Source organism: Microbacterium sp. Cr-K20, from assembly GCF_000708325.1.
GTDB lineage: Bacteria > Actinomycetota > Actinomycetes > Actinomycetales > Microbacteriaceae > Microbacterium.
Genome location: NZ_JARE01000004.1, coordinates 108413 through 121916, shown reverse-complemented (window position 1 = coordinate 121916; position 13504 = coordinate 108413). Strand labels below are relative to the sequence as shown.

13 protein-coding genes are annotated in these 13504 nt (G+C 69.0%); 3 read left to right on the top strand and 10 right to left on the bottom strand.

Annotated elements, in window-relative coordinates:
* Positions 1–46: 46 nt before the first annotated feature.
* Entirely contained in the window at positions 47–1408 is a 1362-nt protein-coding gene (gabT, locus tag GZ67_RS0101050) for a 4-aminobutyrate--2-oxoglutarate transaminase (protein ID WP_029260983.1), read from the bottom strand.
* A 97-nt stretch (positions 1409–1505) separates the two neighbouring features.
* Here gabT and GZ67_RS0101045 point away from each other — a divergent pair, with 97 nt between their 5' ends.
* A complete protein-coding gene (locus GZ67_RS0101045; protein WP_029260982.1) occupies positions 1506–3020 on the top strand; it encodes a PucR family transcriptional regulator in 1515 nt (504 codons plus the stop codon).
* Positions 3021–3463: 443 nt separating this feature from the next.
* On the opposite strand, the gene GZ67_RS0101040 is transcribed toward GZ67_RS0101045, so the two are convergent.
* The gene (locus GZ67_RS0101040; protein WP_029260981.1) at positions 3464–4108 is read right to left on the bottom strand and encodes a response regulator; all 645 of its coding nucleotides are present in this window, start codon (positions 4106–4108) and stop codon (positions 3464–3466) included.
* Between the two features lie 281 nt (positions 4109–4389).
* On the opposite strand from GZ67_RS0101040, the gene GZ67_RS0101035 reads away from it, so the two are divergent.
* Positions 4390–6105, top strand: a complete 1716-nt coding sequence (locus tag GZ67_RS0101035) for a sensor histidine kinase (protein ID WP_029260980.1) — start codon at positions 4390–4392, stop codon at positions 6103–6105.
* 27 nt (positions 6106–6132) lie between these two features.
* Here the strand turns inward: GZ67_RS0101035 and GZ67_RS0101030 are convergent, their stop codons facing one another.
* From GZ67_RS0101030 to GZ67_RS0101020, 3 genes are all read right to left on the bottom strand, one after another.
* Positions 6133–6606 (bottom strand): hypothetical protein, encoded by a 474-nt coding sequence (locus tag GZ67_RS0101030; protein ID WP_029260979.1) that lies wholly within the window; start codon positions 6604–6606, stop codon positions 6133–6135.
* Between the two features lie 89 nt (positions 6607–6695).
* Positions 6696–7106: a riboflavin kinase gene (locus GZ67_RS0101025; RefSeq protein ID WP_036302874.1), complete on the bottom strand. Its 411-nt coding sequence runs from the start codon at positions 7104–7106 to the stop codon at positions 6696–6698.
* Complete coding sequence (locus GZ67_RS0101020) at positions 7103–7612, bottom strand: flavin reductase family protein (protein ID WP_029260977.1); 510 nt, start codon at positions 7610–7612, stop codon at positions 7103–7105. The genes GZ67_RS0101025 and GZ67_RS0101020 overlap by 4 nt, the downstream gene beginning before the upstream one ends.
* 103 nt (positions 7613–7715) lie before the next feature.
* On the opposite strand from GZ67_RS0101020, the gene GZ67_RS0101015 reads away from it, so the two are divergent.
* Positions 7716–8318: a PadR family transcriptional regulator gene (locus GZ67_RS0101015; protein WP_029260976.1), complete on the top strand. Its 603-nt coding sequence runs from the start codon at positions 7716–7718 to the stop codon at positions 8316–8318.
* Between the two features lie 4 nt (positions 8319–8322).
* Here the strand turns inward: GZ67_RS0101015 and GZ67_RS0101010 are convergent, their stop codons facing one another.
* The 5 genes from GZ67_RS0101010 to GZ67_RS0100990 all read right to left on the bottom strand — a co-directional run bounded on the left by GZ67_RS0101010 (position 8323) and on the right by GZ67_RS0100990 (position 13430).
* Complete coding sequence (locus tag GZ67_RS0101010) at positions 8323–9207, bottom strand: ribokinase (protein WP_029260975.1); 885 nt, start codon at positions 9205–9207, stop codon at positions 8323–8325.
* The gene (locus GZ67_RS0101005) at positions 9200–10579 is read right to left on the bottom strand and encodes an NtaA/DmoA family FMN-dependent monooxygenase (RefSeq protein ID WP_029260974.1); all 1380 of its coding nucleotides are present in this window, start codon (positions 10577–10579) and stop codon (positions 9200–9202) included. The genes GZ67_RS0101010 and GZ67_RS0101005 overlap by 8 nt, the downstream gene beginning before the upstream one ends.
* Before the next feature lie 109 nt (positions 10580–10688).
* The gene (locus GZ67_RS0101000; RefSeq protein WP_029260973.1) at positions 10689–11537 is read right to left on the bottom strand and encodes an ABC transporter permease; all 849 of its coding nucleotides are present in this window, start codon (positions 11535–11537) and stop codon (positions 10689–10691) included.
* Entirely contained in the window at positions 11530–12327 is a 798-nt protein-coding gene (locus GZ67_RS0100995; RefSeq protein ID WP_029260972.1) for an ABC transporter ATP-binding protein, read from the bottom strand. Before GZ67_RS0100995 ends, GZ67_RS0101000 begins: the two co-directional genes overlap by 8 nt.
* Positions 12327–13430 carry an ABC transporter substrate-binding protein gene (locus tag GZ67_RS0100990; RefSeq protein ID WP_231481663.1) on the bottom strand — a complete coding sequence of 368 codons (1104 nt, stop codon included), beginning with the start codon at positions 13428–13430 and terminating at the stop codon, positions 12327–12329. The genes GZ67_RS0100995 and GZ67_RS0100990 overlap by 1 nt, the downstream gene beginning before the upstream one ends.
* Positions 13431–13504 lie beyond the last annotated feature (74 nt).

Here is a 13504-nt window from a genome sequence, read left to right as displayed (position 1 = left end):
TCGCGACCCGAAATCCCCCGATCGGGGTCGCGACCGGACAGGGGTGTCAGGCCGCGGCGAGCGCCGCAGCGACGATGTCGAGTCCTTCGTTCAGCAGATCGTCGCCGATCGAGAGCGGGGGAAGGAAGCGGATGACGTTCCCGTAGGTTCCGCAGGTGAGGACGACGACGCCCTGGGCGATGCACGCCTTCGCGACGGCGGCCGTGAGAGCGGCATCCGGGGCCTGCGTCTCGGGGTCGACGAACTCAGCGGCGATCATCGCACCGTGGCCGCGCACGTCGCCGACGCGCGGGTCGTTCTGCTGGATCGCGGTGAGACGCTGCGTGAGAGTCGCCCCGATCTCACGGGCACGCTCGATCACGCCGTCGTTCTCGAACACATCGATCGAGGCGAGGGCGGCGGCGCAGGCGATCGGGTTGCCGCCGTAGGTACCTCCGAGGCCGCCGGAGTGCGAGGCGTCCATGATCTCGGCGCGACCGGTGACGGCCGCGAGCGGGAGACCGCCGGCGATGCCCTTGGCCGTGGTGATCAGGTCGGGCTCGATGCCGAAGATCTCGCTCGCGAACATGTGCCCGGTGCGGGCGAATCCGGTCTGCACCTCGTCTGCGATGAAGACGACGCCGTTCGCGCGGCACCAGTCGACGATCGCCGGCAGGAAACCGTCGGCCGGGACGATGAAGCCGCCCTCGCCCTGGATCGGCTCGATGATGACCGCGGCGAGGTTGTCGGCGCCGATCTGCTTCTCGAGCTGGAGGATGACGCGGGCCGCGGCCTCGTTTCCGTCGAGCCCATCGCGGAACGGGTACGACATCGGAGCGCGGTACACCTCCGGGGCGAACGGACCGAAGCCGCTCTTGTACGGCATCGACTTGGCGGTGAGCGCCATGGTCAGGTTCGTGCGGCCGTGGTAGCCGTGATCGAAGGCGACGACCGCCTGACGTCCGGTGTGCTTGCGGGCGATCTTGATCGCGTTCTCGACGGCCTCCGCACCCGAGTTGAACAGGGCACTCTTCTTCGCGAAGTCGCCGGGGGTGACGCGGTTGAGGGCCTCGGCGACGCCGACGTACGACTCGTAGGGCGAGATCATGAAGCAGGTGTGCGTGAACTGCGCGGCCTGCGCGGCCACGGCTGCGGCGACCTTCGGGTGCGCGTTGCCGACCGTGGTCACGGCGATACCGGAGCCGAGGTCGATGAGCGAGTTGCCGTCCGCGTCGACGATCACTCCGCCGCCGGCTGCCACGGCCGCGATCGGCACGGTGTGCCCCACACCGGCCGCGACGGCATCCGCCTTGCGTGCGAGGATCTCGGCCGAGCGAGGTCCGGGGAGGTCCGTGACCAGGCGACGCTCCTGCGGGAGGTCGGGTCCGCCGAGAGGGACTGCGGGGGCTGCGGTGTCGAGGAGTGCCATGTTCGCGAGCGTACGGCGGCAATGGAGGCCGCCGCACTAGCCAACTTGTACAATCTAGGCAGAGCGTTCGCCAGACTGTACAGCCGAGAGGTTCATCATGGCCACCACCGAACCCGACCAGCCGACGCTGCGGGCGCTGCTCCGCCGTCGGGACCTCGGGCTCGCACTCGTACCCCTCGAAGAAGACCTGCCGGAGGGGGCTCTCGATCGCCCGCTGCGCTGGGTGCACAGTTCCGACCTGGCCGACCCGACCCCCTTCCTCTCCGAGGACCTCGCATTGCTGACCACGGGCACGCAGTTCGACGAGGCCGTCGATATCGACATCTACGTGGGACGCCTCGCCGACCGGGGCGTCCTCGGGCTCGGCTTCGGCACCGAGGTCCATCGATCGGGCATTCCGGAGGAGCTCGTCGCCTCGTGCGCCACACACGGGATGCCGCTGTTCGCGGTGCCGTATCGCACGCCGTTCATCGCTGTGGCCCGCGCCCACTCCGAGGCGATCGCCGCTCAGGCGTACGCCCGGCGATCCTGGGCGCTCGACACCCAGCGCGCCCTCGCCCTCGCAGCTCTCCGCCCCAGCGGGCTCGAGGCGACCATCGCGGAACTCGGACGACGCCTCGACGTCTGGGCGGGGATGTTCGATGCTGCGGGCGCGGTCGTCGCCGCCCACCCGCGCGACCGCCTCCATGCCGAGCTACTCGACGCCCTGAGCGGGCGGGTGATGGAGATTCTCACGCGCGGATTGGAAGCGAGTCAGTCGCTCACCCTCGGCGAGCACGCGTTCATGCTGTTCACCGTGGGCCGCGGAGGGCATCTGCGCGGGGTGATCGCGCTGGCGCTCGATGCGCTCGATCCCGAGGCCCGGTCGGTCGTGACGTCGGTGATCGCCATGGCAGGACTCGCGATGGAGCAGAGCGAGCAGCTCGCACGGAGCCGGCGGCGCCTGCACGCCCAGCTCCTCGGCTCCCTGCTCGCCGACGATCCCACGCTGGCGAGAAGAGTGCTCGGCGGTCTGCCCCCCGCTCCGGTGATCGTGGCCGTCGCCGCGGATGCCCCGGCCGGTCCGCTGGGCGAATGGTGGGAGCGGCATCGCTCCGAGCACGGCACTCCCGTCTTCCTCGCCGAATCCGAGGACGGCGTGACCATGTGCGTCTCCGCCGGCGAGGAAGCACTGCTCGACGAGGTCGCCACGCGTTTCGGCATCCGCATCGGCGTCTCCGATCCCGACGGGTACGACTCGTTCGCCCGGGCGCACGCGCAAGCACTGACGGCTCTTCGCCAGCAGGGAACGCACGGGGCGGCACGATACTCCGAGACGGTGGGCTCCAGCATCCTCACCGCGCTGGCGACCGATGAGGCCCGCCTCGTCGCGGAGTCACGTCTCGCGCCGCTGCGCGAGCACGATGCCCGCACCGGCGCCGAGCTGGAGCGCTCGTTGCGCACCTGGCTGGAGCACGATGCCAAGGCGGAATCCGCGGCGACGGCACTCGGCGTGCATCGGCACACCCTGCGGTCCCGCATCGCTCAGGCCGGAGGCCTGCTCGACATCGACCTCTCGGCTTTTCCCGCACGGGCTGAACTGTGGACCCTCCTGCAGACGGCACGGGACTGACCTCGCGCGACTCGCGGACGACCAGCGAGGGGCGGGTGGCCTGCCCGCCCCTCGCTGCCCGAACAGCTCCCCACAGCCATCCGTTCATCCGTGGACCGGTCCCACAGCCGTCCACGTCCCCCGGACGGCGCCCCCGCCATCCGCAACCCCCGACAGCCGTCCGCGCAGCTCCCACAGCCACCCGCACAGCCCCGCAACCGCTCGGACGGCTCCCCCGGCCACCCACGCAGTCCCCATCACCGGGCGAACGCCCCCATCGTCGTTCGCTCCGCCCTCCACCCCTCGCGCCCGAAGTCCCACGGCGTCGCTGTGCATCGCAATGCTCACCGTCTCGTCCCTTCGCCTGACTCCAGATCGTCCTCTGCCACCCTCACTCAGAAGACAGCAGCGCTCTAGGGCCCTTCGTCCCTCGGCCTCCCGCCGGGAGGATCCTCGTCCGCGCGTCAGCCTTCGTCGTGCATCCGCGAGAGTTCGAAGACCGCCGCCTGCGTCCGGTGGGTGAAACCCAGCTTCCCGAGCATCGAGGTGACGTAGTTCTTGACCGTCTTCTCAGCGAGACCGAGCCGGTCCGCGATCTGACGGTTCGTCAGGGCGTCGGCGATGAGAGCGAGGATCTGCCGTTCGCGCATGGTCAAGGACGCGAACCGGGGATCAGCCGAATCAGCCGACCCCGAGGCGACCTGGCCCGTCGCCCGACGCACCGTGGCGGGATCGAGCAGCCGACGTCCGGCAGCGACGGCACGCACCGCTTCGGGAAGGTCCGCAGCGCGCACCGTCTTGAGCAGATGCCCGTCCGCCCCCGCCATCACGGCCGCGATCACCGCGTCGTCGTCGTCGTAGGCCGTGAGGATCAGGCACCGCATCCCCGGATGCTTCTGGCGGATCGCCCGGCACAGGTCGATCCCGCTGCCGTCCGGCAGGTGCACATCGAGGACCACGACATCGGGAAGAGTGGCCGCGATCCGCCTCGTCGCCTCCCGGTAGCCCCCCGCCTCACCGACGACATCGAGATCCGGGGTGGCCTGGATCACAGCGGCGACACCCCTGCGCACCATCTCATGATCGTCGACCAGGAACACTGAGGTCATGCCCGCACTCTCCCGTTCCTGCCTGCTCGCTCGCCCGGTCTGCCCAGGCACGTCTCTCGCACCGTAACGGGCGTTTCGCGGCCTCGGCCGGGACCATGGTCCCCGCTCGATCGGGAAAGCGGGCCTCCGGCAGCGGGAGTCCTGCCGGCGACGCGCCTGCCATATACCGGCTGAGCGTTGCAGACCGGTCGGTCTCCGGGGAAGGTGGAGGGATGCAGGACAGATGCCGACAGACGCATATTACGCCCGGCCCCCAGCAGGACGACGGGGACGACGCTCCCGTGACACGCGCACCTCGGCTCCTCGCCACCCGCCGCCAGCTCCGCGGTCTCGTCGACTTCTCGCCGGACGCGTCGGACCAACTCGACGCCGACAGGATTCTCACACGCATCGTCCGAGCTGCCGCCGACCTCATCCAAGCCCGATACGGCGCGCTGATCGTGATCGACGCGGCCGGCGCTGTCGAGCGATTCATCCACGTGGGCATCGACCAGCGAAGTGCGGCCACGATCGCCGATCCGCCCGAGCCGGGGACCCTGTTCCGCGCGGTGGTCGACAGCGGACGCACGATCCGTCTGAACCAGATGAGCGATGACCCTCGGTCCGCGGGTTTCCCCCCGCATCACCCTGCCATGGAGGGGTTCCTCGGGGTCCCGGTCCGAAGCCACGGCGAGGTGTGCGGCGTCCTCGTGCTGTCGAATCGGCGAACCGGTGTCTTCACGCTCGAGGATGAGGAGCTCATCGAGTCGATGGCCGCGACCGCGGGAATCACCATCCACAACGCCCGCGCGGCCGAAGAGGCTCGTCGCCAGCAGCGACTGAATCGAGCGCTCTCGGACGTGAGCGCCGTGCTCCTGACCCCTCAGCGCGAGGACATCCTCGACGTCATGGCCGAGCGCGTCACTCACGTGGTCGCCTGCGACCTGGTGACGATCGTCGTCCACGTGGATGCCGACCGTCTCCGCATCGACGCCGCCCGCGGACCGCTGTCCGCCGCATACGAACACGGTGTCCTCCCGGCGGCGAGCTCGGTCGCCGCGCACGCCATCGCCAGCGGAAGGGTGGTGAGCGGAAGCCTCACCGATGAGGACACCCACGCCAGCCTGGCCGGAGACCAGGATGCGGCAGGGCCCACGGTGGCCGTCCCCCTGGTGGCTGCCGGGCATGCGATCGGGGCGCTGTGCGTCACGCGAGTGGCATCCGGCAGCGACTTCTCCCCGAGCGAGATCGACGCGATCTCCGATTTCGTCGCCCAGGCGGGTCTCGCGACCTCACTCGCCTGGGCTCGAGAGGATCGGCAGCACCTCGACATCATCGAAGAGCGCAACCGCATCGCCCGCGACCTGCATGACAACGTCATCCAGCGGCTGTTCGCGACGGGGATGAGCCTGCAGGCGTTCGCTGCCACCGACCCCGCCCACGCCGAAGAACTCGAGCAGCACGTCGCGGAGATCGACGCGGCCATCACCGACATTCGCTCCGGGATATTCTCGCTCCGCACGCGCCGCGTGAAGAGAAAAGACCGTCCTGTGCGCCGGCGCGCGCTCGACGTGATCACCGAACTCACTCCCGCGCTGCCGTCCGCGCCGACGATCACCTTCGTGGGGCCGGTCGATCCGGTCGTCACCGGGAAGCTCGCGGATGACGTCATCGCCGTCATCCGCGAAGCGCTCGCCAACGTCGCCCACCATGCCCAGGCCAGCACCTGCGCCGTCACGGTCGCCGTCTCGGAGAAAGAGGTCATCGTCTCGGTGCAGGACGACGGTGACGGGATCGCGGAGTCCCTCGGCGACCCCGGAGGGACCGAGAACCTCGCCGAACGTGCGGCGCTGCATGGCGGCACCTTCACGCTGGATCAGCGGACGGAGCGCGGAACCACGGCACGCTGGAGCGTCCCCCGCACCGTGCTTTCCGGCGAGGGGCCTCCTCCGACGGGGCGTCGCCGCAGTGACGGCGGCACCCGGCACCAGCTGCCGCGCGGCACCTCGTCGGAGTGAGCATCCGCTGCGGTGTGGGCCGACCGCTCACACGGTGCACGAGGGTCGGCAGTGCGACATCACGTAAGCCATGAAGTCCGTCATGAATCCGGAGATGCCCTGATCCCTCACGGCCGGGTCGGTACTCCTGATCGCGGGCGCCCATGTCGCGGAGAATGCGGGAGAGACGGTGAGGAACTGCGCGGCGATGGCCGCCATCGCGTCGGCCTGCGCCTGTGTCGACACAGTGATGCCGAGCTCGGCGATCAGTTCGGGGTGCGCATCGGCGAGGGCTCCGCGTCCCGTCATGACAAGGAGCAGCAGCTCCAGGTCGGTCGACGACGCGAGGCGAGGATCGAGGTCGGCCTCGTCGCCCGCGGCCTGCAGCCCGGCGCTCGTCGCAGCCGCAGCTTCGGGCGCGGAGTAGCCGGTGGCGCCATGAGCCGATGACACACCTGTCAGTGACAGGGTGAGTGCCACGACGGCGGACGTGAAGAAAGCGGTCTTCTTGCGGGCGAGCATGGGTTTTCCTCCGGATCGTCGGTGATGCGGAGAAAGTACCACAGGAGTGAAATGTAAAACAGTACTCGATCTGCGGCGGTCCTCGCCTCTCAGGCGACCCCAGCCGGTCCACGACCAGCCAGGAGCCGTCGACAGCGGCGGACATCGTCCGCACTCTGCGAGACCAGCGCATCGACCCCCTCGAAGTGCAGCGTGGGCCGCAGGCGGGCGACGAGCGTCACCGCCAGCGTCCGGCCGTACAGATCGAGGTTCACATCATGCAGATACACCTCGACCCGCCTCTCCCGGTCGCCGGCGAAGGTCGGATTCGTCCCGACGCTGACGCTCGCGGGCCAGACCTCCGGTTCGTCGTCGATACGCGTCCACGCCGCGTAGATCCCATCGGCGGGCAGGTCGCTGCCGTCCAGCGCCAGGTTCGCCGTCGGGAAGCCGAGCTCGCGCCCCCGCCCGTCACCGGGCACGACCACGCCGACGACGATCGCGGACGGCGAAGCGCTCACGCGCTCGCAGACCCGGCGATCGACCGATAGCGGCTCTGATGGAAGACCAGCGGCTCCACATCGTCGAACAGGGTGATGTCGGCGATCTCGTACAGGGCGATCTCGTGGTCCCCGCCATCGAAGGTGCTGTGCAGGCGGCAGGTGAGCCAGAGCGCGGCATCCGAGATCAGCACGGCGCCGCGCTCGGTGCGCTGCCAGTCATGCCCGCCGAAGCGATCGCCCTCACGCGCCGAGAGCGAGCGACTGAGCGGCTCGTGATGCGCGGCCAGCACGCTCATGCCGAGCTCGGGCACCTCGCGGAGCAGCGGCCAGGTCTTCGAGGTCCGCGCCGCGCTGATCGCGACGAGGGCGGGCTCGAGCGAGATCGAGGTGAAGGAGTTGACCGCCATCCCGACAGCGCGGTCATCGACATTCGCGGCGAGGGCTACGACGCCGGTCGGATACACCGAGAACGCCCGGCGGAGGGCGAGGTCGCGCGGCAGGGCGTCGGTCACGGCAGTCGTCATTTCGGCTTCCTTTCGTTAGTCAACTTTGACTAGTACTCATAATAGACAAGTTTGATCATGCAAACAACAAGAATGTGGGGTACCAGCCGTTAGCATGAGGGGCATGTCGACCACCCGCCTCGTCGTCCTCGGCGCCGTGAAGCAGTTCCAGCCCGTGCACGGTTACTTCCTCCGCCGCGAGCTCATGACGTGGCACGTCGACGAATGGGCGCACATCCAGCCCGGCTCGATCTACAACGCCCTGCGCGCCCTCGAGGTCGACGGCTACATCGCCGAGAGCGGCACCGAAGCCGAGGGCAAGCGCCCGGCACGCACCACCTACCGCATCACTCCGGCCGGCGAGGTCGAGCTGCAGCGCATGCTGCGTGAGAACCTCTGGAACGTCGCAGCCTTCGACACCCAGGCCATCATGACCGTGGCCTCGTTCATGTTCGTGCTGAGCCGCCAGGAGGTGATCGCCGGCCTCGAGCACCGCCTCATCAAGAGCGACGCGATCATCACCCAGAACGGCTTCGACGTGCAGGACACTCTGCGCTCCGAGACGACACCGAAGTACGTGCGGGAGATCTTCGACCTCTCCACCGCCCGCCTCACCGCCGAGAAGCAGTGGCTGCTCGACCTGCTGGAGCGCCTGCGCGGGGGTGAGTACACGTTCGCCGGCGAGGCGGAAGAGGTCGCATCGCCCGCCACGCCCCCTTCGCAGTAGCGGCTCAGCGCGAGTCGACGAACGCCGCGATCGATCCGGGCGTCAACTGCGGCGTGGTCGCCCCGCGGTGCTGAGCCACGACGGCTCCTGCCGCGCAGGCTCTGACCAGGGCGTCCTCGATCGCCATTCCCTGGGCGAGCGCCGCAGCGAGCGCACCGCAGAAGGCATCGCCGGCTCCCGTCGTGTCCACCGAATCGATCCGGAAGGCGGCGACGTGCACGGGATCGCTCCCCGAGCGATGGAGCGTCACTCCCCCGGCACCCTGCGTGAGAACGACCGTCTGCGCACCGGCCGCATGGAGTCGGTCGACGCCGCCGAGTTCGACGCACTCGGTCTCGTTCACGACGAGAACATCGACGTCGGCGAGCATCCCGATCGTCGCGGCATGCGCGGGGGCGGCGTTGAGGATCGTCAGTGCGCCGGCAGCGCGCCCCGCACGCAACCCTGCGGCCACGCTCTCGACGGGCACCTCCAGCTGCGCGAGCACGACCCCGGCTCCTGCGATCCCGCCGACCGCGTCTTCCGGGGTGAGATCGGCGTTGGCGCCGGCCGCGACGATGATGCTGTTGTCCCCGCCATCGAGGGCGAGCACGTGGGCCACCCCGGTCGGAGCGGTATCGCTGCGGCGGAGAGCCGCCACCACTCCGGCCTCCGTCAGCGTCTGCTGCAGCAGGTCGGCTGCCTCATCCGCTCCCACTACGGCGCAGAACCGCGTGGGCACCCCGCTGCGGGCGGATGCCACGGCCTGATTCAGGCCCTTGCCGCCGGAGAAGCGTCCGCCGGCTCGCCCGAGGAGGGTCTCGCCGACGCGTGGGGGGCGCGGAACCTCGACCACGAGGTCGAGGTTCGCGCTCCCCACGACGGCGACACCGGCGAGGGTGTCAGACACGCGACATCGTCCGCCGGTACTGCGATCCGGTGTGCGAATCGGCGAGTGCCGGGGTCGGCGTGCCGATCAGACGCTCGCGCAGCGACTGCGGCTCCGACGAGGGTTCGACGATCGCGCCGCGCTCCTTGAGGATCGGCAGCACATGCTCGATGAAGTCGACGGTCGATGCCGGCGGGATGACGGGGGCGAAGAGGAACCCGTCGAGGTCGGCCCCGTCGGCGAGCTCGATCATCCGGTCAGCCACCTGCTCGGGGGTGCCCACGATCGGGCGGGCGCCGACACCGTGCGCGTGCCAGTCGCCGAGCACGTCGCCGACGGTCTTGTCGGCGAAGCGGGCGACCTGCGTCTGCGAGAGCTCGGTGCTCAGCTCGGACATCGGCGTGTTGGGTGCGTACGCCGACAGGTCGAGGCCGGTGAACCAGGCGTACGAGGCGACCGTGACATCCGGGTTCTGCGCGTCGGCGACCTCGGCGTACTTGCGCTGCGCCTCTTCCTCCGTGCTGCCGACGATCGCGGCGAACGCCGACATGATCTTGACCTCGTCGGCTCCGCGTCCGTTCTTCACGGCCTCCTCGCGGATCGCCGAGGAGTGTGCGCGGAGCTGCTCGACGGAGCCGCTGCCGACGAAGATCGCCTCGCCGTGCTTGCCGCCGAACTCACGGCCGGCGGGCGACGCCCCCGCCTGGAACAGCACCGGGGTGCCCTGCGGCGAGCGCGACGTGTTGCCGTAACCGTGCGAACGGAAGTAGGGGCCGTCGTGCGCGATCCGGTGCACCTTGGACGGGTCGGCGAAGCGGCCGGACTTGTCGCGCTCCAGCGCCCCCTCCTCCCACGCCTGCTCCCACAGCTTGTAGACGACCTGCATGAAGTCGTCGGCCATCAGGTAGCGCTCGTCATGACCGACCATCGGCACGCCGAAGCCCTGCACCGCGGTGTCGGCCGTGCCGGTGGTGACGACGTTCCAGCCGATGCGGCCGCCGGAGAGGATGTCGAGCGTCGCCATCCGGCGCGCGAACGAGTAGGGCGGCTCGAGGAGGGTCGAGCCGGTGGCCACGAGGCCCAGACGCGTGGTCTCGGGAATGAGGGCGGCGAGGATGATCGCCGGGTCGAGCCGCGGCAGGTCGAGCCCTTCGGTCGAGCAGATGTCGGGACGCTCGCCGGCGACATCGGCCCAGCCCCAGGCATCCGCGAGGAACAGGAAGTCGAACCCGGCGTCTTCGACCATGCGTGCGGTGTCGCGCCAGTACTCGAGCTTGTCGAACAGGTAGCGCCCGTTGTCGGGGTGACGCCAGGTGGCGGTGCCGGAGTCGTTCGCCTGGGCGTTCTCGAAGAGGCCGAGGCGCAGCTGCTTGACGGTGTTCTGATCGGTCATGTGCGGGTGCCTTCCTTGTGGGTGGTTCTGGTCGTTCTGGAGTGGTTCCGGGCACGCCGGAGGAACCCCGGGGCGGGTGGAGCGCCCGCCCCGGGATCCGGATGCCGTGTCAGCCCTTGGCCGTGACCTCGCCGTCGCTCCACCAGAGCACGCGCTTGCGCACCAGGGCGAGGACGATGATCAGGAGCACGCCGAGCAGACAGAGCAGGGCGATGCTGGCCCAGGTGACGGGCAGGTTCGCCTGTGCCGCGGAGGTGGTGACGAGCGAACCGAGACCGGCCTGCTGTCCCGCCGCGACGAACTCGGCGACTGCGGCACCGACCACCGCGAGCGGCAGGGCGATGCGGAGCCCTGCGAACACATAGGGCATGCTGCCGGGGAATCGCAGTTCCCGGAAGATCTCCCACCGCGAGGCGTGCAGCGTCTTGAAGACATCCATCGCCTTCTGATCGACATCGCGGAGACCGGCCAGCGAGTTCACGAGCATCGGGAAGAAGACCACGAGCCCCGTCACGATGAACTTCGGCACCATGCCGAACCCGAAGGCCACGACCAGCGCCGGGGCGATCGCCACGATCGGGGTCACCATCACGATGATCACGAGCGGCATCACGGCCCGCTCGATGATCTGGAACTCGGCCATCACCACGGCCAGCAGGAAACCGGCGAGGATGCCGGCGGAGGCGCCGACCACCACTTCGAGCAGCGTGACGAGGAAGTTCGACCAGTACATGCCGGCGTCGTCGACGAGGCTGCCCCCGATCGCCTCCAGCGTCGGGAGCACATACGGGTTGGTCCAGGCCACGACCTGCCAGAGCAGCGCGGCGATCACGAACGTGATCAGAGTCGGACCCCACGATCCCCAGCGCAGCCAGGCGGGGATGCCCCGATGCGGCTGGGCTTTCAAGCGGGCGGTCGCGAGGGTCGCGGTCGTGTCTCTCATCGTCAGCTCAGACATGGGCCTTCTCCGTCTGCGCGCGCAGCGCATCGCGCACGACGGCTTCCATCTCGCGGAACTCCTCCGTGGCATACGACTGCTCGTCGCGCGGCCGCGGCAGGTTCACGTCGATCACCTGGGCGATGCGCCCCGGGTGGGCGGCCATCACCACGATGCGGTCGGAGAGCATGATCGCCTCCGGCACGGAGTGCGTGACGAACATGACGGCCTTGCGGTTGGACTGCCAGAACTCCAGCAGGGCGATGCGCTGCAGGTCACGGTTCATCTCGTCGAGCGCCGAGAACGGCTCGTCCATCAGCATGATGGCCGGGTCGAACACGAACGCCCTGGCGATCGCGGCACGCTGCTGCATGCCGCCGGACAGCTGACCGGGGTACTTCGTCATCGCCTGACCGAGGCCGAAGGTCGCCAGCAGCTCCGCGGGGTCGCGCAGCGCTCGCCCGGAGTTCGCCTTGGCGTTGATGCGCACCGGCAGTTCGACGTTCTCGCGCACGGTCTTCCACGGCAACAGCGCGGGCGACTGCGGCACGAGGCCGATCTTCTTGTCGCGCGAGGCCGCGGTGACGCTCTCGCCGTCGATCGTGACGGTGCCCGAGTCGGCGTCGAGGAGACCGGCGACCACCTTGAGCAGCGTGGACTTGCCACAGCCGCTCGGACCGATCACCGACACGAACTCGCCCATGCCGATCGTGAGACTCACGTCGTCGAGCACGGTGACCTTCGCGCCGTCGACGCCGAAGGACTTCGAGACGTTCCTGACTTCGACGCCTGCTCCCTGTGCGACCGACATCACTCGGCCTGCCAGATGAGGGTGTCGCCGTCGTAGAGGTCGGCGACGAGATCGGCGTCCATCATGTCGGCGATCGCGGGCAGGTCCTTGACGTCGCCGTACTTCTCGACGAGCGCGTACTCCGGCTCCCACATCGACTCGTTCTGCACACCGGGGTTGCCACCGGCGCTCTCGCGGACCCAGGCGGACTCCACCTCCCAGGTGCGGGCCAGCTGGTCGCGCGGGAACGCGGCGCCCTGGTTGTTGTCCTCGGCCAGCTTCGCGAGCTTGTCGATGCAGGCATCCGACTCGTCGAGGCAGTACTGCAGCGCCTTGAGGCTCGCCCGCATGAAGTCGGCGGCGACCTCGCGGTGCTCGTCGAGGAAGCGGGAGTTGACCTCCATCACGTTGTACGTGCCCTCGACGCCGAGGTCGGAGGGGAGGAACTCGCTGAACGGCAGGTCCTGCGCCTTGAGCGACTGCGGCTGGTTCGAGGCGTAGCCGACGATCGCATCGACCTGCTCGCGCACCACGACCGTCGGGTCGTAGTTGGTCATCTTGACCATCTCGACCTTCGAGACATCGACGCCGGCCTCGTCGAGCATGGCCGAGGCGATCGGGGTCAGGTTGATGAAGTACCCGAGCGATCCCCCCTCGAGATCCTTGAGGCTGTCGAGCTTCTCGTTACCGAAGATGGAGAACGGCGGGGTGGTGCCGTAGGTGGCGACGGCCGTGAGGTTCTTGCTGTTCGCCGCGGCCAGCATCACGTCGGATGCGGAGCCGAGCGCCGTGAACTGCGCCTGACCGGATGCCACGAGCTGCTGCCCGTTCGCACCGGAGGCGTTGATCTCGACATCGAGGCAGAGGTCGTCGAAATAGCCCAGCTCCTCGGCGAGGAACACGTCGAGCTGTCCGGCGCTGGCGGAGTAGCCGTAGCCGGAGATGTAGGTGATGGTGCCGGCATCCTGATTGCGCTTGCAGGCGTCGGTGTCGCTCGCACTCGTGGGGGCGGTATCGCCGCCTGGCGTCTGCGCGGAGCATGCTCCGAGCGTCAGCGTGGCGGCGAGAACGCACGTCAGGGTGGCAGTGATGCGGAATCGGGTTTCCGCAGAGGAAGTAGCCATGAGGGTCCCTTCTCGGCCGTTCGTCATTGATGGCTCGTCGAAAGTAACATAGTCAAGATTGACTAAGCAAGATG

Excerpts from the sequence above, each read along its gene's own strand:
- GZ67_RS0101040 (WP_029260981.1), bottom strand. The coding sequence starts at position 4,108 with ATGACCTCAGTGTTCCTGGTCGACGATCATGAGATGGTGCGCAGGGGT.
- GZ67_RS0101015 (WP_029260976.1), top strand. The coding sequence starts at position 7,716 with ATGTCGACCACCCGCCTCGTCGTCCTCGGCGCCGTGAAGCAGTTCCAG.
- gabT (WP_029260983.1), bottom strand. The coding sequence starts at position 1,408 with ATGGCACTCCTCGACACCGCAGCCCCCGCAGTCCCTCTCGGCGGACCC.
- GZ67_RS0101000 (WP_029260973.1), bottom strand. The coding sequence starts at position 11,537 with ATGTCTGAGCTGACGATGAGAGACACGACCGCGACCCTCGCGACCGCC.
- GZ67_RS0101045 (WP_029260982.1), top strand. The coding sequence starts at position 1,506 with ATGGCCACCACCGAACCCGACCAGCCGACGCTGCGGGCGCTGCTCCGC.
- GZ67_RS0101020 (WP_029260977.1), bottom strand. The coding sequence starts at position 7,612 with ATGACGACTGCCGTGACCGACGCCCTGCCGCGCGACCTCGCCCTCCGC.
- GZ67_RS0100995 (WP_029260972.1), bottom strand. The coding sequence starts at position 12,327 with ATGTCGGTCGCACAGGGAGCAGGCGTCGAAGTCAGGAACGTCTCGAAG.
- GZ67_RS0101030 (WP_029260979.1), bottom strand. The coding sequence starts at position 6,606 with ATGCTCGCCCGCAAGAAGACCGCTTTCTTCACGTCCGCCGTCGTGGCA.
- GZ67_RS0101005 (WP_029260974.1), bottom strand. The coding sequence starts at position 10,579 with ATGACCGATCAGAACACCGTCAAGCAGCTGCGCCTCGGCCTCTTCGAG.
- GZ67_RS0100990 (WP_231481663.1), bottom strand. The coding sequence starts at position 13,430 with ATGGCTACTTCCTCTGCGGAAACCCGATTCCGCATCACTGCCACCCTG.